Annotated in this window: 19 protein-coding genes; 8 read left to right on the plus strand and 11 right to left on the minus strand. The window is 66.7% G+C overall.

Annotation, left to right across the window (positions count from 1 at the left end; all coding sequences use genetic code 11):
• Nucleotides 1–17 precede the first annotated feature (17 nt).
• The 6 genes from LPA35_RS16340 to radA all read right to left on the minus strand — a co-directional run bounded on the left by LPA35_RS16340 (nucleotide 18) and on the right by radA (nucleotide 5,225).
• Complete coding sequence (locus LPA35_RS16340; RefSeq protein ID WP_228897668.1) at nucleotides 18–1,283, minus strand: O-antigen ligase; 1,266 nt, start codon at nucleotides 1,281–1,283, stop codon at nucleotides 18–20.
• Nucleotides 1,283–2,098 carry a glycosyltransferase family 2 protein gene (locus LPA35_RS16345; protein WP_228897669.1) on the minus strand — a complete coding sequence of 272 codons (816 nt, stop codon included), beginning with the start codon at nucleotides 2,096–2,098 and terminating at the stop codon, nucleotides 1,283–1,285. The genes LPA35_RS16340 and LPA35_RS16345 overlap by 1 nt, the downstream gene beginning before the upstream one ends.
• Before the next feature lie 3 nt (nucleotides 2,099–2,101).
• On the minus strand, nucleotides 2,102–2,308 hold the full coding sequence (locus tag LPA35_RS16350) for a zinc-finger domain-containing protein (protein WP_055399857.1): 207 nt from the start codon (nucleotides 2,306–2,308) through the stop codon (nucleotides 2,102–2,104).
• A 5-nt stretch (nucleotides 2,309–2,313) separates the two neighbouring features.
• Nucleotides 2,314–3,252: a branched-chain amino acid transaminase gene (locus LPA35_RS16355; RefSeq protein ID WP_121421947.1), complete on the minus strand. Its 939-nt coding sequence runs from the start codon at nucleotides 3,250–3,252 to the stop codon at nucleotides 2,314–2,316.
• Between the two features lie 127 nt (nucleotides 3,253–3,379).
• Nucleotides 3,380–3,799, minus strand: coding sequence for a glycerate kinase (locus LPA35_RS16360; RefSeq protein ID WP_228897670.1), 420 nt, complete (start codon nucleotides 3,797–3,799; stop codon nucleotides 3,380–3,382).
• A 49-nt stretch (nucleotides 3,800–3,848) separates the two neighbouring features.
• Nucleotides 3,849–5,225 carry a DNA repair protein RadA gene (gene radA / locus LPA35_RS16365; protein ID WP_121507864.1) on the minus strand — a complete coding sequence of 459 codons (1,377 nt, stop codon included), beginning with the start codon at nucleotides 5,223–5,225 and terminating at the stop codon, nucleotides 3,849–3,851.
• Between the two features lie 116 nt (nucleotides 5,226–5,341).
• Here radA and hpaI point away from each other — a divergent pair, with 116 nt between their 5' ends.
• From hpaI to LPA35_RS16380, 3 genes are all read left to right on the plus strand, one after another.
• A complete protein-coding gene (gene hpaI, locus LPA35_RS16370; RefSeq protein ID WP_228897671.1) occupies nucleotides 5,342–6,172 on the plus strand; it encodes a 4-hydroxy-2-oxoheptanedioate aldolase in 831 nt (276 codons plus the stop codon).
• 64 nt (nucleotides 6,173–6,236) lie between these two features.
• Nucleotides 6,237–7,214, plus strand: coding sequence for a 2-dehydropantoate 2-reductase (locus tag LPA35_RS16375; protein ID WP_228897672.1), 978 nt, complete (start codon nucleotides 6,237–6,239; stop codon nucleotides 7,212–7,214).
• A gap of 76 nt (nucleotides 7,215–7,290) precedes the next feature.
• Nucleotides 7,291–7,914 carry a glutathione S-transferase family protein gene (locus tag LPA35_RS16380; RefSeq protein ID WP_228897673.1) on the plus strand — a complete coding sequence of 208 codons (624 nt, stop codon included), beginning with the start codon at nucleotides 7,291–7,293 and terminating at the stop codon, nucleotides 7,912–7,914.
• Between the two features lie 179 nt (nucleotides 7,915–8,093).
• On the opposite strand, the gene LPA35_RS16385 is transcribed toward LPA35_RS16380, so the two are convergent.
• Both LPA35_RS16385 and LPA35_RS16390 read right to left on the minus strand, forming a co-directional pair.
• The gene (locus LPA35_RS16385; RefSeq protein WP_228897674.1) at nucleotides 8,094–9,674 is read right to left on the minus strand and encodes an ABC transporter substrate-binding protein; all 1,581 of its coding nucleotides are present in this window, start codon (nucleotides 9,672–9,674) and stop codon (nucleotides 8,094–8,096) included.
• 73 nt (nucleotides 9,675–9,747) lie between these two features.
• Nucleotides 9,748–10,356 (minus strand): LysE/ArgO family amino acid transporter, encoded by a 609-nt coding sequence (locus LPA35_RS16390; protein ID WP_228897675.1) that lies wholly within the window; start codon nucleotides 10,354–10,356, stop codon nucleotides 9,748–9,750.
• Nucleotides 10,357–10,431: 75 nt separating this feature from the next.
• Between LPA35_RS16390 and LPA35_RS16395 the strand changes: the two genes are divergently transcribed.
• On the plus strand, nucleotides 10,432–11,319 hold the full coding sequence (locus LPA35_RS16395; protein WP_228897676.1) for a LysR family transcriptional regulator ArgP: 888 nt from the start codon (nucleotides 10,432–10,434) through the stop codon (nucleotides 11,317–11,319).
• Between the two features lie 259 nt (nucleotides 11,320–11,578).
• Here LPA35_RS16395 and LPA35_RS16400 read toward each other — a convergent pair whose 3' ends face one another.
• Nucleotides 11,579–12,391, minus strand: coding sequence for a siderophore-interacting protein (locus LPA35_RS16400; protein WP_228897677.1), 813 nt, complete (start codon nucleotides 12,389–12,391; stop codon nucleotides 11,579–11,581).
• A gap of 68 nt (nucleotides 12,392–12,459) precedes the next feature.
• Here LPA35_RS16400 and LPA35_RS16405 point away from each other — a divergent pair, with 68 nt between their 5' ends.
• Nucleotides 12,460–12,933, plus strand: a complete 474-nt coding sequence (locus LPA35_RS16405; RefSeq protein WP_121507872.1) for a MarR family winged helix-turn-helix transcriptional regulator — start codon at nucleotides 12,460–12,462, stop codon at nucleotides 12,931–12,933.
• A gap of 125 nt (nucleotides 12,934–13,058) precedes the next feature.
• Here the strand turns inward: LPA35_RS16405 and LPA35_RS16410 are convergent, their stop codons facing one another.
• Both LPA35_RS16410 and alr read right to left on the minus strand, forming a co-directional pair.
• Entirely contained in the window at nucleotides 13,059–13,931 is an 873-nt protein-coding gene (locus LPA35_RS16410) for a hypothetical protein (protein WP_055399833.1), read from the minus strand.
• A 128-nt stretch (nucleotides 13,932–14,059) separates the two neighbouring features.
• Nucleotides 14,060–15,175 (minus strand): alanine racemase, encoded by a 1,116-nt coding sequence (gene alr / locus LPA35_RS16415; protein WP_228897678.1) that lies wholly within the window; start codon nucleotides 15,173–15,175, stop codon nucleotides 14,060–14,062.
• 135 nt (nucleotides 15,176–15,310) lie between these two features.
• Between alr and lplT the strand changes: the two genes are divergently transcribed.
• The 3 genes from lplT (at nucleotide 15,311) to LPA35_RS16430 (ending at nucleotide 18,266) form a co-directional block, all read left to right on the plus strand.
• Complete coding sequence (gene lplT, locus LPA35_RS16420; protein WP_228897679.1) at nucleotides 15,311–16,615, plus strand: lysophospholipid transporter LplT; 1,305 nt, start codon at nucleotides 15,311–15,313, stop codon at nucleotides 16,613–16,615.
• A gap of 192 nt (nucleotides 16,616–16,807) precedes the next feature.
• Nucleotides 16,808–17,704: a DMT family transporter gene (locus LPA35_RS16425; RefSeq protein WP_121421937.1), complete on the plus strand. Its 897-nt coding sequence runs from the start codon at nucleotides 16,808–16,810 to the stop codon at nucleotides 17,702–17,704.
• A gap of 73 nt (nucleotides 17,705–17,777) precedes the next feature.
• Nucleotides 17,778–18,266: a glutathione peroxidase gene (locus LPA35_RS16430; RefSeq protein ID WP_228897680.1), complete on the plus strand. Its 489-nt coding sequence runs from the start codon at nucleotides 17,778–17,780 to the stop codon at nucleotides 18,264–18,266.
• Nucleotides 18,267–18,268: the final 2 nt, after the last annotated feature.

The raw sequence follows: 18,268 nt of genomic DNA on the forward strand, positions 1-18,268 counted from the left end.
CTCAGGGGGAGCTTCATCTAAAGCGGTCTTGGGCAGCCCATGCGCGTGCGCCGCTCGTGCAGGGCCGCCAGCACCAGGGGGCACATGAAGAGGTAGAACATGTTGCCGCTGTTGTGAGCCAGAAACACTTGCGTGAGCCCAAAACCGATGTACGACAGGGGCACCATCACACCCACCAGGCACAGCGAGAGCGACTCCTTGTCCATCTTGCCGGCACCGTCGCGAATGCGCCGCGCCGTGGGCCAGAACATCGCGAGCGGAATGCTATAGAACGCCATGAGCAACAGCACGCCAGGCAGCCCGCGTTTGGCAAACAGGTCCAGGATTTCGTTGTGCGCGTGCCCAAATTCGAGCACCACGGGATGCGCCAGCCCGGCGGCCACGCGCCGGGCCTTCTCGTCGGTGTACCCGGCCCGGCCCCAGCCGGTGAAGGGCCGGTCCCAGCCCATCTGCCACGCCAGGCGCCAATGCGCCAGCCGCTGGCCAACCGAGCTGCGGCCGTCACCGTGGTCCTTGTAGACCTGCACTTCCTGGCGCGCCTCGTCCACCCGCTGCTCCACCGCAGGCACCTGCGACAGCGCAGCCGCCGCCAGCGCCAGCGCACACAGGCCCCAGTACACGCGCCGCTGCCCGGTGGTGCGCACCAGCAGCCAGGCACACACGGGCAGCAACAGCACCAGCGCCAGCCAGCCGCCGCGCGACTGGGAGAGCACCGAGCCGGCGGCACCCAGCCCGATGGCGCTGGCCAGCAGCAACCGCTGCCACAGGCACCAGCGCTTCCATTGCACAACGAGCAGCAGGCCGCTCATCACGGCCAGCAGCATGCTCAGATTGCCGTACTGGATGGCGTTGGTAAATCCATTGGCACGCGGCAGCTCCATCACGAAGGTCTGGTACAGCGCCACCAGCCCGCTGCCCACCGCGCCGACCGCCACCCCCATCCACAGCCAGGCGGCACGGGGCTCGAACGTCATCAGGAAAAAGATGCAGGGCAAGGCCAGGAGGTATTTGACCGGCCGATCCATGCTGCCCCAGCCCCAGGTGGCCCCCACATCCAGCATCCACAGCGCAGCCATGCACGAAAAAGCCGCCGTCAGCCACCAGGCGGCACGCGGCGCAGGGCGGCGCCACCACAGCGGCGCGCTGGCCAGCGTGGCCAGCAGCAGCAGCACGGCGCCGTAGGAATAGCCCGAGGGCAGCCACAGCGCCAGCCCCGGGACCATGAACGCGCCAATGCTGGCGCAACGGGAAAACCAGCGGTGGGTATCCTGCGGAGACGTCATCAGCGAATCACCCGCCCCGTCAGGCTGTCGCGGTCGTAGTGCAGGGCGGCGTACCGGAAAAAGCCCTCCAGCGCCACAAACAGGCAGTACAGAAAGCCCGCGCCGCCACACAAAAAGCCCAGCCGGAACACATACAGACGCAGGAACATCGACCCGCCCGACGCCAGGCCTCGCAAGACCCCGCCGCGTTTGCCCGCCTCCGCCCGCTTGGCGGCACCGAGCATCACGTACTGGGTGAGCTTCTCCAGGCTGCCGCGCACCGTGGTGCGGGAGTAGTGCAGCAGCCGCGCCTTGATGAGGCGACGCGGCACCGCTGCGCCACCGGGCAGGGCATGGAGCTGGGCCTGCTCGTGCACCACCCCGGTGTATTCCTTCACCAGCGCACGCACAAACAGGCGCTCGATCTGCGACTGCGACCGGAAATACTTGAGCTCGTGCCCATAGGCCACCATGCGCCAGCGGATGGTCCACACTGCCTGCTCGCCCGAACGGACGATGGCCTGCAGCTCCTGCGCAAACGCGGGTGTCATCACCTCGTCAGCGTCGAGGAAAAACACATAGTCGCCGCGCGAATGCACCAGCAGCCGGTTGCGCTGCACGGCAAAGCCCTGCCAGTCGGGATAGCTGTGGACTTCGGCGCCCAGGCTTTGGGCGATGGCCACGGTGTTGTCCGTGCTGCCGCTGTCCACCACCAGCAGCTGGTCGGCGAACGCGGCGCTTTTCAGGCAGGCCTCAATACGGTGCGCCTCGTTGTGGGTCAGCACCGCCACGGTCAACGTGGGCGGCGCCGATGCGCCGCCGGTTCCCACGGGCATCAATCAGTGGCCAGCGTGTACGTGCTCGCCCGCCTTCAAGCGGTACACCGTGCCACAGTACGGGCACTTGGCCTCGCCGGTGCGGGCCACATCCAGGTACACCTTGGGGTGGCTGTTCCAGATTTTCATATCGGCCTTGGGGCTGGGGCAGAAAACCCCACCCTGGGCATTGAGGTCCTTGGCCAGGAGTTCGATGGCGGCTTGGGACATGGTGTTCAGACTTTCGCGAGCCAGTGGGCGTAGTTGGAGTTGCGGCCGTTGACGATGTCAAAGAAGGCGCTCTGGATTTTTTCGGTGATGGGGCCGCGTGATCCGCTGCCCAGCTCGATCCGGTCGAGTTCGCGGATGGGGGTCACTTCAGCCGCCGTGCCGGTGAAGAACGCTTCGTCGGCGATGTACACCTCGTCGCGCGTGATGCGCTTTTGCACGATCTCCAGGCCCAGGTCCTTGGCGATGTGGAACACGGTGTTGCGGGTGATGCCGTTCAAGGCACCGGCCGACAGGTCGGGCGTGTAGATCACGCCGTTCTTGATGACAAAGATGTTTTCGCCCGCACCTTCGGACACGAAGCCAGAGCTGTCGAGCAGCAGTGCTTCGTCGTAGCCGTCGTCCAGCGCTTCCATGTTGGCGAGGATGGAATTGGTGTAGTTGCTCACAGCCTTGGCCTGCGTCATGGTGATGTTGACGTGGTGGCGGGTGTAGCTGCTGGTCTTGACGCGAATGCCGCGCTTCATGCCTTCTTCGCCCAGGTAGGCGCCCCAGGCCCAGGCGGCCACCATGAGGTGGATCTGGTTGCCCTTGGGTGAAACACCCAGCTTTTGCGAGCCGATCCAGGTCAATGGACGCAGATAGCAGGATTCGAGCTTGTTTTCACGCACCACGGCCTTCTGGGCTTCGTTCACTTCTTCCTTGGTGAACGGGATCTTCATGCGCAGGATCTTGGCGCTGTTGAAGAGGCGGTCGGTGTGCTCTTCCAGGCGGAAGATCGCCGTGCCGTTGGCCGTGTTATACGCGCGCACGCCTTCGAAGGCGCCGCAGCCGTAGTGCAGGGTGTGGGTCAGCACATGGATCTTGGCGTCGCGCCAATCGACCATCTGGCCGTCCATCCAGATCTTGCCGTCACGGTCGGCCATCGAGGGAACTACGGGGCTCATGGGAATCCTTTGGTTGCTGTGGGTCGCAAAACCGGGATTTTACGGGGCCGCAGCGGGCCAGGAACCGGGGCACCAGGGTGCAGTGCAGCAAATGGTGCCCCGCCAAGGGCAAGGGCCTGTGCAGCGGTCAGCCTTGGGGGGGAGTGGCGGCCACTTCGCCCTCCGGCCGCACCAGCGTCCATTTCACCAATTTGCCATGGCGAAACTCGCAGGTCACATGCGACTGGGTGCCGTCTGTCCAGCGGTACACCTCGGGGTCAGCGCCCTCGGGCGACAGCAGTTCCCCCAGCGCCTGCGTCATGGCCACCACATGCATCAGGTTCACGCCCTCAGCCAGCCGGGCATTGAGCATGACCGCACTGCCCACATAGCCGATGGGGCGCTTGGCGGCCTTCTTCATCACATTCACCAGCCGCGTGAAATGCAGCAGGGCCCACATGACCAGCCCGCCCACCACGGCCGCCACACCGGCCCAGCCATAGGCTGTAAAACCAAACCCGACCAGGGCCACCGCCCCCAGGGGCACCAGGATATTGCGCAGATTCATAGGCTGGGATTGTCTTACGGCCTCAACCGTGTGTGGCTGTGGGCATTGCTTACAAGCCCCGCACCACGTTCATGGCCTCTTCCACCCGCTCCACCGCGTGGATGGTCAGCCCCTCAATGGGTTTCTTGGGCGCATTGGCCTTGGGCACCACGGCCACACTGAAACCGAGCTTGGCAGCTTCCTTCAGGCGCTCCTGGCCGCGAGGCGCGGGCCGCACCTCGCCCGCCAGCCCCACCTCGCCAAACGCCAGAAAGCCGCGCGGCAGCGCCTTGCCGCGCAGGCTGGAGGTGATGGACAACATCACCGCCAGGTCGGCCGCTGGCTCGCTGATGCGCACGCCGCCCACGGCATTCACGAACACGTCCTGGTCCATGCAGGCCACGCCCGCGTGGCGGTGCAGCACGGCCAGCAGCATGGCCAGGCGGTCCTTGTCCAGGCCCACGGACAGACGCCGCGGGCTGGGGCCACCGCTGTCCACCAGGGCCTGGATCTCCACCAGCAGCGGGCGCGTGCCCTCCAGCGTCACCATCACGCAGCTGCCGGGCACAGGCTCGGAATGCTGGCTCAAAAAGATGGCGCTGGGGTTGCTCACGCCCTTGAGGCCCTTCTCGGTCATCGCAAACACGCCGATTTCGTTGACCGCGCCGAAGCGGTTCTTGATGGCCCGCACCAGGCGGAACTGGCTGTGCGTGTCGCCTTCGAAGTACAGCACCGTGTCCACCATGTGCTCCAGCACGCGCGGCCCGGCCAGCGCACCTTCCTTGGTCACATGCCCCACCAGCACGATGGCCACGCCCGAGGCCTTGGCACAACGCGTGAGGTGCGCCGCACATTCGCGCACCTGCGCCACGGAGCCGGGCGCGGACGTGAGCTGGTCGGAGTACACGGTCTGGATCGAGTCGATCACGGCCACCGCAGGCTGCATGGACTCGATGGTCGCCAGGATCTTTTCGAGCTGGATCTCGGCCAGCACGTTGACCTGGCTGTGGTCCAGCCCCAGGCGGCGCGAGCGCAGGGCCACCTGGGCACCGCTTTCCTCACCCGTCACATACAAGGTGGGCAGCCCTGCGCGCTGAAGCGCATCCAGCGCCTGCAACAGCAGGGTGGATTTTCCGATGCCCGGGTCGCCACCGATCAGTACCACACCACCTTCGACAATGCCGCCGCCCAGCACCCGGTCCAGCTCGTCGATGCCGCTCGGTGTGCGCTCCACATCGCTGGCCTCGATGGCCGACAGCGGCATCACGGCCTGGGCCTGGTTCAAACCGGCAAATTGCGAGCCGCTGTAGCGGTTCTTGCCCGGCCCGGCCTCGGCCACCTGCTCAATCAGCGTGTTCCAGGCACCGCAGGCCGGGCATTTGCCCAGCCAGCGCGGGCTGGTACCGCCGCATTCGGTGCAGGTGAACGTGGTTTTTTCTTTGGCCATGGCAGGTGTCGTTGAGGCTGCCCCGAAGTGGGGGCAGCCGACTATAGCGGCCATGCCCACTGGAATAGCAACAGCCCGTACGATGGCGGGCTTGGCACTGCCGCACGGAGTTCAGATTGCAGACACCCACCAACCGCTTCAAACAGGCCATGGCCCAGGGCCAGGCGCAGATCGGCCTGTGGCTCGGGCTGGCCGATGCCTACAGCGCCGAAATCCTAGCGGGCACCGGCTACGACTGGCTGCTGGTCGATGGCGAACATGCGCCCAATGACCTGCGCTCCATCCTGCACCAGCTGCAGGCCATCGCCAGCGCCAGCAGCGCGCTGCCCCCCGGCGTGCAGGCGCCCCACCCCATCGCACGCGTCCCCGTGGGCGACACGGCACTGATCAAACAGTACCTGGACATCGGCGCACAGACCCTGCTGGTGCCCATGGTGGACACGGCCGAGCAAGCCCAGCAGCTGGTGCGCGCCACGCGCTACGCGCCCGAGGGTGTGCGCGGCATGGGGAGCGCGCTGGCCCGCTCGTCGCGCTGGCAGGCCTACCCCCAGTATGTGCACGAGGCCAACCAGCAGATCTGCCTGCTGGTGCAGGCAGAAACGGTGGAAGCCATGGCCCACCTCGACGCCATCGCCGCCACGCCAGGGGTGGACGGCGTGTTCATCGGCCCGGCCGACCTGTCGGCTTCCATGGGTCACCCCGGCAACCCAGGGCACCCTGACGTGCAGGCCGCCATCCACGACGGCATCACCCGCATCCTGCGTGCGGGCAAAGCGCCAGGCATCCTGGCCACCACCGAATCCCAGGCGCGCCAGTGGTTGGCGGCGGGCGCACTGTTTGTGGCCGTGGGCGTGGACACCATGCTGCTGGCCAGCGCTGCGCAGAATCTGCTGGCGCGCTTTCGCGCCGACGCTGGGGGCACACCAGCGCGCCCTGCGGGCTACTGAAGCCCACAAGACACCACACACCGATTCACCACGACACTCACCGGAAGACAAAGGCACGACCACCATGAAAGTTTGTATTTACGGCGCAGGCGCCATCGGAGGTTGGCTGGGCGTGGCCCTGGCGCAAGCGGGCCACCCGGTCAGCATGGTGGCGCGCGGCGACACGCTGCGCGCCCTGCAGGCCGAGGGGCTGCGCATGCGGCGCGCGGACGGCACCTTGGCACAGGTGGCAGTCACGGCCCACAGCGACCCGACAGCGCTGGGCGTGCAAGACCTGGTCGTGGTCGCCGTCAAGGCCCCGGGCCTGCCCGACGTGGCGCGTGCCATGGCGCCGCTGATCGGGCCGGACACCATCGTGCTCACCGCCATGAACGGCGTGCCGTGGTGGTTTCTCGACGGCTTCGGCGGCGCCGCGCAGGGGCGTGCCCTCGAATCCGTGGACGCGGGCGGCGTGATTGCCCAGGCCATCCCGGCGCGCAACGTGGTGGGCAGCGTGGTGCACACCAGCTGCTCGCTCGAAGCGCCGGGTTTCGTCAAACAGCATTTCGGCAACCGCCTCATCGTAGGCGAGCCGGACGGCAGCCAGAGCGCGCGCCTGCAAGCGTTGGCCGACACGCTGCAGCGCGGTGGCATCGATGTGGAGGTGAGCAGCTGCATTCAGAAGGACATCTGGTTCAAGCTGTGGGGCAACCTCACCATGAACCCCATCAGCGCGCTCACCGGCGCCACCACCGACCGTATCCTCGACGACGACCTGGTGCGCGGCTTTGTGAGTGCCGTGATGCTGGAAGCCAAGGCCATCGGCGACCAACTGGGCCTGCCGATTGACCAGCAGCCCGAGGACCGCCATGCCGTCACGCGCAAGCTGGGCGCGTTCAAGACCTCGATGCTGCAGGACGTGGAAGCGAACAAGCCGATGGAGATCGACGCCCTGGTGGGCGCGGTGCGCGAGCTGGGCCAGATCACCGGCACGCCCACGCCCCACACCGACGCGCTGCTGGGCCTCACGCGGCTGATGGCACGCACGCGGGGACTGTACTGAGAAATTTCAAAACCAAGTAGCCTCCAGCGCTTATCTGCAAAGCTCCAACAGCTATCATATATATAGCAAACTACCTATGGCCACTCTCACGCTCTATTACACCCCCGGCACCTGCGCGCAGGCCGTTCGCATTGCCTTGGAAGAGGCCAGCGCCCCGCACCAGCTGGTGCGGGTGGACTTTGCCGCTGCCCAGCAACGCACGCCCGAGTACCTGGCCGTCAACCCCAAGGGCCGTGTGCCTGCGCTGGTCACGCCGCACGGCACCTTGACCGAAACAGCCGCACTGCTGGCCTACGTGGCGCAGAGCTTTCCCGAGGCACGCCTGGCCCCCACCGATGCCCATGGCTTTGCACGCATGCAGGAGTTCCACAGCTACCTCGCCTCCACCGTGCATATCGCCCACGCCCACCGCCCCCGCGCCAGCCGCTGGGCCGATGAGCCCGAAGCCCAGGCGGCGATGCAGCGCAAGGTGCCGCAGAACATGACCGAGTGCTTCAACCTCATCGAAAGCCACTATCTGCCCAAAGCGGACCAGGGCCCCTGGGTCATGGGCGAGCAGTACACCGTGGCAGACGGTTACCTGTTCACCATTGGCACCTGGCTGAAAAGCGACGGCGTGGACATTTCCTCGTTCCCGAAGGTGTTTGCACACACCCAGCGCATGCTGGAGCGCCCGGCAGTGCAGCGCGCGCTGGCCTGAATTTCCCAGGAACCAAACATCACCGCCGCTAGAGTGCGCGGCTTTTGAAACTGGCGCGGCCCAGGCCAGGGCCGCCGCGCAAGGGCCGCCCCGCCACGCTGGCGGCGTCCCCCTTCCCGAATTGTTCAGCAATTCGAGAGAAGGGGGAAGGCGCGAAGCGCCTCAGGGGGTTGTCACTCTCAATTCACCTTCAAATACCGCCAATCAATCCGGTTGTCCGCCCGGTGGATGATCTCCACCTTCTTCGTCCCCGCCCACGGGATCACCTGGTTGTACAGCGGGATGTGCGAGACCAGCTCGTGCTCCTTGATCAGCGCCTGCTCGATCAGGCTGTTGCGCGTGGCGGTGTCCGTTTCCTTCTTCACACGCTCGATCAGCGCATCCATCTGCGGGTCCGAAAAGCGGCCCAGGTTGAAGTTGCCATCCCCACCCGCGCCGGGCGAGCGCACCAGCGACTGCAGGCTGTAGAACGCGTCAAACGTGGGCACGCCCCATCCCAGCAGGTAGATGCTCGCTTCGTTGCGCTGGATCATCGGGAAGTAGGTGGCAAACGGCAACGAGCGCAGCTTGGCTTTAACGCCCACCTTGGCCCAATGTGACGTGATGGCCTGGCACAGCTGCTCGTCGTTGATGTAGCGGCCCGCGCTGCAGGCAAAGTCCACCTCAAACCCGTTGGGGTAGCCCGCGTCGGCCAGCAGCTTTTGCGCGGCTTTGGGGTCGAAGGGGTAGCGCACATCGGCCTTCTTGGTCCAGCCGTTGACCTGGTTGGCAATCAGCGTGCCCGTGGGCTGGGCCAGGCCGCGCAGCACCACGCGCTGGATGGACTGGATGTCGATCGCCTGGTACAGCGCCTTGCGCACGCGCAGGTCTTTCAGCGGGTTCTTGCCCTTCACATCCGAGCCGGGCAGCTCGTCGCGGAACTGGTCCAGACCCAGGAAGATGGTGCGGTACTCCGGCCCTTCGAGCACCTGCAGGGTGGGCGTCTGCTTGATGCGCGCCAAGTCTTGCAGGCTGGGGTCGATCACAAAGTCAATCTCACCCGACAGCAGCGCCGCCGTGCGCGTGGCGTCGGCCTTGATGGGGGTGTAGACGATCTCGGTCAGGTTGGTGGGGTACTTGCCCTTGCCCCACCAGTGCGGGTTGGGCTCCAGCACCACGCGCTGGTCGGGTGCCCACTGCTTGAGCTGGTACGGGCCGGTGCCCAGCGCATTGCGGTGGGCGTACGTTTCGTCCTTGGTCTTGATGTCCTTGGGCTCGACCGACTTGTTCTTTTCGGCCCAGGCGCGGCTCATGATGCGCAGCTCGGTCAGCTGGTTCACCAGCACCGGGTTGGGCAGGTCGGAGTGGATGTCGATGGTGTAGGCATCGACCTTTTCCACGCGGTCAATGCCCTGGGTGTAGACGGCGAAGTTGGAGGTCTTGGCCTTGGCCCGCTCCAGCGAGAACTTGGCGTCGTCGGCCGTGAACTCGCTGCCGTCGCTGAACTTCACGCCCTTGCGCAACGTCAGGCGCAGCTGCGTGGGCTTGACCAGCTTCCACTCGGTGGCCAGCGACGGCTCGGGCTTGAAGGTCTTGCTGTTGTATTCGACCAGCGTGTCGTACACCGCGCCGTGCATGGTGTTGTTCACGCCCACGTTCTGGGTGTGGATGTCCCAGGTGGAAATATCCACCGATCGGGACCAGCGGAAGGTCTTGGCCTGCGCGGCCAGCGGGAGCGCCGTGGCCAGGGCGGCCGCGAGCAAAAGTGTCTTGAAACGCATGGGGAATCACTCCAGGTCAGTCAGTCCCCCACTATGGCGCAAGTCGCTTCTCCGTGTAACGAACTTGTCCTTCTTAGCTTAGAACCATTGCCGCCGCCAAAGCCATCATCGTGGCGGCCGTGCCCGCGTCCAGCACTCGCCACGCCCCGGGCGAGGCAAACAAGGGTGCCAGCCAGCGCGAACCAAACCCGAGGGCCAGGAACCACAGGGCGCTGGCCAGCGAGCCCCCGGCGGCAAAGGTGGCCCGGCCCCAGGTGGGATACGGGGTGGCCATGGTGCCCAGCAGCAGCACGGTGTCCAGGTACACATGCGGGTTCAGCCAGGTCAGCGCCAGCACCGTGAGCACGGTGGTGCGCACGCTCGCCCCCGGCCCGTTGGCGGACACGAGCAACTGGCCGGGCTTGAGCGCGCGGCTGGCGGCCTGCACAGCGTAAGCGGCCAGGAAGAGCGCCCCCGCCCAACGCATGAACAGCGCCCACTCGGGGCGTGCCAGCAGCACCCCGCCCATGCCCCACACCCCCGCCTGCAACAGCACCGCATCGGACAGCGCGCACACCAGCACCACCGGCAGCACGTGCTCGCGCCGCAGGCCCTGGCGCAGCACGAAGGCGTTCTGCGCGCCAATGGCCATGATCAAGATGGCCGTCGAAGTGAATCCGTGGAGAAAGGCTGTGGAGCTCATGGGTGGATTGTGGGGATCGCAGGCAGGTTACGCCAGCTATACTTTTTAACGATCCGTCAGAATGGCTTACGCCCCATGCACCTTGACTCTGCCCAGCTCCACGCTTTTGCTACCGTCATTGATGAGGGCAGCTTCGAGCGCGCGGCTGCCGTGCTGCACGTCACCCGCTCGGCGGTTTCGCAGCGTGTGAAGCTGCTCGAAGAACGCGTGGGCCAGGTGCTGGTGCGCCGCGCCACGCCCTGCACACCCACCGAAGCCGGGCAGGCGCTGTACCGGCATGCACGCGAAGTGGCACTGAGCGAGTCCGACGCACTGGCCACCATTGGCGGTGGGCAGCACACGTCCACGCGCCTGGCCATTGGCGTCAATGCCGACTCGCTGGCCACCTGGTTCCCGCACGCCATGGCACGCGCCGCGCAGGACCAGAACATCACCTTCGACATCCACGTGGAGGACCAGGACCATTCGGCCAACTTGCTGCGCGAAGGCCGGGTGATGGCCGCCGTGACGGCCGACCCGCAGCCCGTGCAGGGCTGCAAGGTGCTGCCGCTGGGCACGCTGCGCTACCGGGCGCTGGCCAGCCCCGCGTTCATGCAGCGCTACTTTGCTCAAGGGGTAACCGCTGCTGCGCTGGCTACGGCGCCCATGCTGGTGTTCAACCGCAAGGATGCGCTGCAGGCCCGGTTTGTGGGGCGCATCACGCGCCGCAAACTCACGCCGCCCGTGCACTGGCTGCCCGAGGCGCACGCGTTTGTCATGGCCACCCGGGCCGGACTGGGCTGGGGCATGACGCCCGACCCGATGGTGCAGCACGACCTGGAGGCTGGCACGCTGGTCGAGTTGCTTCCGGGCAAGCCGGTGGATGTGCCGCTGTACTGGCAATCCTGGCGCCTGAACGTGCAGGCGCTGCACCACATGACCGAAGCAGTGCAGCGGGCGGCGGGGCTTACCCTGCTGCGCTGAGTAGTCCAGTGAACCTGAAAAATCGACGGTATGCCGGGGCTCCAAGGGGTGCGGGGCGAGGCGCAGGCCGCAGTCAAGGCTGGCCGCCTTGACAAGGACTGCAACGCTGCACTGCGACTCGTGGGGCCCCGGCCCTTTGGGTGAGTACCTAGCCGCCCCGCATGCGTCGTTGCCGTGCTCGCCGGGTATACAACCCGGCTGCGCCCGCCGCCTAGCATGCGGGGCGGCTAGGTACTCACGTACCGCCGATTTCTCAGGTTCACTGGACTAAGTCTTCGTGGTGATCGGCGGCGCCGCGCTTCCAGTAGGCAGAGATGCGCATGCGCTTGGCGTCCACACCCGGCTTGGCGAGCATGGCGCGGCGCACGGCGGACATCTCGCTGTGTTCGCCGGCAGCCCAGACAAACCCAGCGCCGGTTGGCAGCGCCAGCGCTTCCACGGCGGCGGGCAGCGCGCTCACCCATTGCAGGTCGAGCTGTGCCGCACTGGCCAGCACGCGCTGGTCGGCTGGGTTGCGCACCTGGATGCGCACCGTGGCCTGGGTGTGGGCGGGCAGCTCGGCCAGGCGGCGGGCGATGGCGGGCAGCGCGGTTTCGTCGCCCAGCAGCCAGTGCCAGTCAAACCCGGTGGGCACCACCATGCTGCCGCGCGGCCCGGCAATGCCCACCCACTGGCCGACGGCGGCACTGGCGGCCCAGTCAGTGGCGGGGCCTGCGTCGTGCAGGGCGATTTCGATGTCCAGCTCGCCCGTGGCGGCGTCATAACGTGCAGGGGTGTAGTCGCGCAGCACGGGGCGCGGATCGGGGAAAACCGGGCGACCATCGTGCAGGGACGGCAGCGAGGGGCGCTCCTGGCCCGGCTGGGGCAGGATGAGCTTGAGATGGTCGTCAAACCCCGCGCTCACAAACCCGGCCAGCTCGGGCCCGGCCAGGGTGAGCCGCACGAAACTTGGGCTGACGGCGGTGCGCCGCACCACCTGGAGGTGGCGGGCTTGCAATGGGTGGCGGACGCGTTCGACGGCAAGGTGTGCGGAGTCAACCGGGGGAGTGGCGGTAGGCAGAGGTGCGTTCATGGCGTAGAATGTTGATTTAGTCAACCAATGATCTGCGTGTTGGTTGATTTTGTCAACAACATATCGCCATGACCACCCACGCACCCGCCGATGTCTTTGAAGCCATGCACGACCTGCTGCATGTCTACCGGGCGCACATGGTGCGCACGATGGCCGCCATCCACCCCGACCTGACGCACAACGAAGTGCGTGCGCTGATGTTCGTGGGGCGCCACCCTGGCACCACGCAGCGCGAACTGGTGGCGCACAGCGGTGCCGACAAGGCACAGGTGGCCCGCATGGTGGGGATGCTGCAGGACAAGGGTTGGCTGGAGAGCGCACCGAATGCCGAGGACAAGCGCAGCCGCTGCCTGCGCCTGAGCGCCCAGGGTGCGGCCCTGCACCAGGCGCTGCGCGACGCCCGCCGGGGGCTGGCGGCGTCGCTGCTCAAGGGGTGTGACGACGCCACGCAGGCCCAGCTGCTCGCCCTGCTGGCACAGGTGCGCAGCAACCTGGACGCCATCGACACCGGCTGCCAGGGCGGCCGGGACTGCCGCAGCTAGCGACGGGACGGGAGGCGCAGGAGGCCCGCCCCCGCTCCAAGAGGGAAAAATGGTGAAAACCGGGGCCTAGCGCTTTATGGATCTACATTTATAGCTATCAATTTAGTAGCATTTCATCTTTTCCATCACTGCCCCTGGATCACCCGCACGGCCTGGGGCAGCGACTGCACGCCGGGCATGAAATGGTCGATGGTGGCGCCCAGCACCACGGCGCAGACCAGCGCGCCCAGCAGCGGCTTCCAGGTCAGGCGCACGGCAGCCGTGAGCCAGCCCTCGCGCTCCACGCCCACAGCGGCACGGGCGGTGGCCACCGAGAAGGCGATCTCTACCGCCACCGTGAGCAGCACGTCCCAGCCAAAGAACAGCATGGCCAGCGAGCCCGCGCCAAAGATGATCGCCGCGCCGATGAGAAAAATCGCCACCACGGGCACCACCACCACCGCGCCTTCGTCGGCGCTGCCAATGGCGTCGGCGGCGCCGCTGGCCAGGTCGCCCAGCGCGCTGGAATCGCTGCCAGAGCCCCCGCTGGACAGGCCCTGCGTCCACGCACCGCCAAAGTCACCGGATGCGCCGCCGCCGCCAAAATCACCGCCGCCGGTGCGCGGCAGCGGCACCTGGCCACTGCCGCCGCCGGACGACCCGCTGGGCCAGGACACATCGGGCACATCCAGGCTGCTGCCATCGCCCCCTTTGTCCCGATCCGACCGTACCAGCCGCGCCGCCCAGGCCCGCAGCACCAGCAGGTAGCCCAGGTAGCCGACCGAGAGGGTCACGAAATACCGCAGCGCCAGCGACTCCACCCCGAGCAGCATCTGCACATGGGAGGTGCACCACATCAGCAGCAGCGTGAAGCTGCCGATCAGCAGCCCATGCCAGCGCAGGCTGTAGCGCTGCTGCAGGGTGCGCGCCACCGTGCCGTGGTGCGGCATGCGCACGGAGCGCCAGGTGGAGGTTTTCTTCTTGCTGTTGCTGCTGCGGTCGCTGCGGGAAGTGGCCATGGAGGGAACGCCTGCCGTGAAAAGTGGGTGGTCGCCGGCCGCATGTTCGGCCAGAACCGCGCCATTTCACACCAGTTTGCCGCGCCGCTGCAGCCCAGCATACGGCCGTGCGTGAACTTGTCGATGAATCAGGCGTTGCCGTCCACCGACACTGGCACCCGCTGGGCCAGCGCCGTCAGCAGCTCCCAGCTCACGGTGCCCGCAGCGGCGGCCACCTCGTCCACACCCAGCACCGTGCCGTTGCTGGCCTGGCCCCACAGCGTGACTTCCGCGCCAAACCCTGCGACCACGCCCGCCTGCTGCAGCGGCGTGAGATCCACCGTGATCATGTCCATGCTCACCCGCCCCACCAGCCGCGTACGGATGCCGTTGACCAGCACGGGTGTGCCGGTGTCGCAGTGGCGCGGGTAGCCGTCGGCATAGCCGCAGGCCGCCACGCCAATCAAGAGCGGCCCCTCGGCCGTGAAGCGCGAGCCATAGCCCACGGTGTCGCCCGCCTGCAGCTGCTGCGTAGCGATGAGGCGGGTGGCGAGGGTCATGGTGGGGCGCATGCCCCAGTGTGTGGCGGTGTGCTCCGGGTAGTCGGGGGCGCTGCCATACAGCGCGATACCGGCCCGCACCCAGTCGGCACGCACGCGCGCGTCCGCCGCATGGCGCAGGGTGGCGGCGCTGTTGCTCAGCGTGCGCTCACCCGGCAGGTCTTGTGCTGCGGTGTTGAACACGGCCAGCTGGTGCGCCACGCCCCGGGGGCCATCGGCGTCGCTGAAGTGGGTCATGAACGAAATTTCGTCTACCTGCGGCAGCGCATTGAGGCGCGCCCAGGCAGCGCGAAAGCGCTGGGGCGCAAAGCCTAGGCGGTTCATGCCCGAGTTCATCTTGAGGAACACACGGTGCGGCACCTGCGTCTTGTGGGCGGCCAGCATGTCGATCTGCTCGTCGCAATGCACTGCGTGCCACAGGCCCAGGCGCGAACACAGCTCCAGGTCGCGCGGCTCGAACACGCCTTCGAGCAGCAGGATGGGCCCGCGCCAGCCCAGGTGGCGCACGCGCTCGGCCTCGGCCAGGTCCAGCAGCGCGAAACCGTCGGCGCCGCGCAGGCCTTCGTACGCGCGCTCGATGCCGTGCCCGTAGGCATTGGCCTTGACCACGGCCCAGACCTTGGCATCAGGGGCCGCCTGTCGGACACGCTCCAGGTTGTGGTGCAGGGCGGCGGTGTGGATGGTGGCGGCAATGGGACGGGGCATGGGGTTTGACCGGGTGGGAAGCACCGGATTCTGGCACCGTGGCCGTTTATCCGCGTGATATAACCGTCCGTCACTTGCCAGGGTCCCCACATTTAACAGGGCATCAGCCGAACTGATGCTGCCACCAGCCATTCGATGAAGCGCGGTTTTTACACCATCATGTCGGCGCAGTTTTTCAGCTCGCTGGCCGACAACGCACTTTTCGTGGCCGCCGTGGAGCTTCTGCGTACAGAAGGTGCCCCCGAGTGGCAGCGCGCCGCCCTGGTGCCCATGTTTGCGCTCTTCTATGTGGTGCTGGCGCCTTTTGTCGGCGCCTTTGCCGACGCCCTGCCCAAAGGCAAGGTCATGTTTGTCAGCAACGCCATCAAGGTGGTGGGCTGCCTCATGATGCTGTTTGGCTCGCACCCGCTCATGGCTTATGCCGTGGTGGGGCTGGGTGCGGCGGCCTACTCGCCCGCCAAGTACGGCATCCTCACCGAGTTGCTACCGGCCTCGCAACTGGTCAAGGCCAATGGCTGGATCGAGGGGCTCACCATTGCGTCCATCATCCTCGGCGTGCTGTTTGGCGGCCAGCTGGTGGGGCAGCACCTGTCGCACATGCTGCTGTGCATCGACATCCCCATGATCGACACCGGCGTGGACACGCCCGCCGAATCCGCCATCGCCGCTCTGATTGCGGTGTATGCGCTGGCGGCCTGGTTCAACACCCGCATCCCGCACACCGGGGTGGAGATGCGCCCCCTGCGCGCCGACCCTTCGCGCAGCGTGCTGGCCAACGCACTCAATCTGCTGCCCGACTTCTGGGCCTGCAACGGCCGCCTGTGGCGCGACAAGCTCGGCCAGATCTCACTGGCCACCACCACCCTGTTCTGGGGCGCAGGCGGCAACCTCAAGTTCATCGTGCTGGCCTGGGCGGCTGTGGCGCTGGGCTACAACACCACGCAGGCCTCGGCCCTCACCGGTGTGGTGGCCATCGGCACGGCCGTGGGCGCGGTGGTGGCGTCCATGCGCATGCGCCTGGACATGGCCACCAAGGTGATCCCGCTGGGTATTGGCATGGGGCTGTTGCTGATCCTGATGGTGTTCATCAGCAACATCTGGCTGGCGATACCCTTCCTCATCCTGCTGGGCGGCCTGGGCGGCTACCTGGTCGTGCCCATGAACGCGCTGCTGCAGCACCGGGGCCACAACCTGATGGGCGCGGGCCGGTCGATTGCTGTGCAGAACTTCAACGAACAGGCCTGCATCCTGGGCCTGGGCGCGTTCTACAGCCTGTCGCTCAAGCTGGGGCTATCGGTGTTTGGCGCGATCATCACCTTTGGCCTCGTGGTGGCCGGAATCATGTGGATTATCCGCCGCTGGCACCAGCGCAACTGCATCAACTACCGCGACGAAGTGAACCACTTGCTGGACATTGCGCGGCACGATACGCACCACTGAATCCCCCTGAGTCGCCTTCGGCGCCTTCCCCCTGAGGGGGACGCACCCGCTGGCCTGGCAGATCCAGTTCCACGGGTGCACTGGCCTTGGGGCGTGCCTGTTTTGAGCGCTGTGTGACTTGGCGCAAATTGCTACATAATTTATAGCTTCCAGCGCTTATCCATAAAGCGCTAGAGCCTATTTTTACTCTCAATGCAATCTCCCCTGCCCTTTGCCGCCCTGCTGTTCAACGCTTTCGTCTGGGGCCTGGCGTGGTGGCCGTTTCAGCGCATGCACCAGGCGGGGCTGCATCCGCTGTGGGCCACGGCGTCGATGTACGCCGTGGTGCTGGTGGCGCTGCTGGCCTGGCGGCCGGGGATCCTGGCGCAGGTGCGGGCGCACCCGCAGTTGTGGCTGTTGGCGCTGGCCTCGGGGCTGAACAACGTGGCCTTCAACTGGGCCGTGACCATTGGCGACGTGGTGCGCGTGATCCTGCTGTTCTACCTGATGCCCGCCTGGGCCGTGCTGCTGGCCTGGCGCATTCTGGGCGAGCGCCCCACGCCCTCGGCACTGCTGCGCCTGGCGCTGGCCTTTGCAGGCGTGGTGCTGGTGCTGCTGCCCGAGGGCGCACCCGCCACGCGCCTGCTGCAGAACCTGTCGCTGGCCGATGGCCTGGCCTTGCTGGGCGGCTTCATGTTCGCGCTCACCAACGTCACGCTGCGCCGCCTGCACGCCGTGCCGGGGCCTGCGCGCATGGTCACCATGTTCGGCGGCTGCATGCTCATGGCGCTGGTGGTGGCCTGCATCGGGCTGCAAGTGGGGGTGGTGGAGCCGTTCCCTGCCCCCAACACCACCTGGGTCGTCACCGGCCTGCTGCTGGCGGGGGTGCTCATGCTGGGCAACTGGGCGCTGCAGTTCGGCGCCGCGCGCCTGGCGGCGGGCACCACGGCGCTGGTGATGCTGTCGGAGGTGATGTTTGCCAGCGTGTCGTCGGCCCTGCTGGGCGCCTCCACCCTGAGCACGCGGACCGTGCTGGGTGGGGCGCTGATCCTGCTGGCATCCTTGCTCGCGGCGCTGCAGTTTCGCCGCCCCGGCGCCACGGCCCACTGAGCAGGCCACGCGCCGCACGCGGATGGGCGGCAGGGGCTACCATGGCCCGTCATCCCAACCCCGGAGGTTCCGCATGCCCACCAGCATCTACGACTTTGAAGCCCAGCAGATGAACGGCAAGACCGTGCCCTTGTCGCGATACAAGGACAAGGTGCTGCTCATCGTGAACACTGCCAGCGCCTGCGGCTTCACGCCCCAGTTCGGCGGGCTCGAAGAGCTGCACAAGCAATATGCCGACAAGGGTCTGGTGGTGCTGGGATTCCCCTGCAACCAGTTCGGCAGCCAGGACCCCGGCAGCAACGACGAGATCGCCAGCTTCTGCCAGCTCAACTACGGCGTGAGCTTTCCGATGATGGCCAAGATCGACGTGAACGGCGCCAATGCCTCACCCCTGTACCAGTGGCTGGCCGCCGAAGCCCCGGGCCTGCTGGGCAGCAAGGCGATCAAGTGGAATTTCACCAAGTTCCTGGTCGGCAAGGACGGCCGGGTGATCCGCCGCTATGCGCCGCAGGATGCGCCGAAGAAGCTGGCGGGGGATATCGAGGCAGCGCTGGCCGCCTGAAT

It is taken from the genome of Acidovorax sp. Leaf73 (genome assembly GCF_916855635.1).
GTDB classification, from domain to species: domain Bacteria; phylum Pseudomonadota; class Gammaproteobacteria; order Burkholderiales; family Burkholderiaceae_C; genus Acidovorax; species Acidovorax facilis.

What these genes read in the sequence shown, in the direction of transcription:
- LPA35_RS16355 (WP_121421947.1), bottom strand. Translation starts at nt 3,252, where the DNA reads ATGAGCCCCGTAGTTCCCTCGATGGCCGACCGTGACGGCAAGATCTGG.
- LPA35_RS16380 (WP_228897673.1), top strand. Translation starts at nt 7,291, where the DNA reads ATGGCCACTCTCACGCTCTATTACACCCCCGGCACCTGCGCGCAGGCC.
- LPA35_RS16395 (WP_228897676.1), top strand. Translation starts at nt 10,432, where the DNA reads ATGCACCTTGACTCTGCCCAGCTCCACGCTTTTGCTACCGTCATTGAT.
- alr (WP_228897678.1), bottom strand. Translation starts at nt 15,175, where the DNA reads ATGCCCCGTCCCATTGCCGCCACCATCCACACCGCCGCCCTGCACCAC.
- LPA35_RS16390 (WP_228897675.1), bottom strand. Translation starts at nt 10,356, where the DNA reads ATGAGCTCCACAGCCTTTCTCCACGGATTCACTTCGACGGCCATCTTG.
- LPA35_RS16375 (WP_228897672.1), top strand. Translation starts at nt 6,237, where the DNA reads ATGAAAGTTTGTATTTACGGCGCAGGCGCCATCGGAGGTTGGCTGGGC.
- lplT (WP_228897679.1), top strand. Translation starts at nt 15,311, where the DNA reads ATGAAGCGCGGTTTTTACACCATCATGTCGGCGCAGTTTTTCAGCTCG.
- LPA35_RS16360 (WP_228897670.1), bottom strand. Translation starts at nt 3,799, where the DNA reads ATGAATCTGCGCAATATCCTGGTGCCCCTGGGGGCGGTGGCCCTGGTC.
- LPA35_RS16410 (WP_055399833.1), bottom strand. Translation starts at nt 13,931, where the DNA reads ATGGCCACTTCCCGCAGCGACCGCAGCAGCAACAGCAAGAAGAAAACC.
- LPA35_RS16340 (WP_228897668.1), bottom strand. Translation starts at nt 1,283, where the DNA reads ATGACGTCTCCGCAGGATACCCACCGCTGGTTTTCCCGTTGCGCCAGC.
- LPA35_RS16425 (WP_121421937.1), top strand. Translation starts at nt 16,808, where the DNA reads ATGCAATCTCCCCTGCCCTTTGCCGCCCTGCTGTTCAACGCTTTCGTC.
- LPA35_RS16400 (WP_228897677.1), bottom strand. Translation starts at nt 12,391, where the DNA reads ATGAACGCACCTCTGCCTACCGCCACTCCCCCGGTTGACTCCGCACAC.
- LPA35_RS16385 (WP_228897674.1), bottom strand. Translation starts at nt 9,674, where the DNA reads ATGCGTTTCAAGACACTTTTGCTCGCGGCCGCCCTGGCCACGGCGCTC.
- LPA35_RS16350 (WP_055399857.1), bottom strand. Translation starts at nt 2,308, where the DNA reads ATGTCCCAAGCCGCCATCGAACTCCTGGCCAAGGACCTCAATGCCCAG.
- radA (WP_121507864.1), bottom strand. Translation starts at nt 5,225, where the DNA reads ATGGCCAAAGAAAAAACCACGTTCACCTGCACCGAATGCGGCGGTACC.
- LPA35_RS16345 (WP_228897669.1), bottom strand. Translation starts at nt 2,098, where the DNA reads ATGCCCGTGGGAACCGGCGGCGCATCGGCGCCGCCCACGTTGACCGTG.
- LPA35_RS16405 (WP_121507872.1), top strand. Translation starts at nt 12,460, where the DNA reads ATGACCACCCACGCACCCGCCGATGTCTTTGAAGCCATGCACGACCTG.
- LPA35_RS16430 (WP_228897680.1), top strand. Translation starts at nt 17,778, where the DNA reads ATGCCCACCAGCATCTACGACTTTGAAGCCCAGCAGATGAACGGCAAG.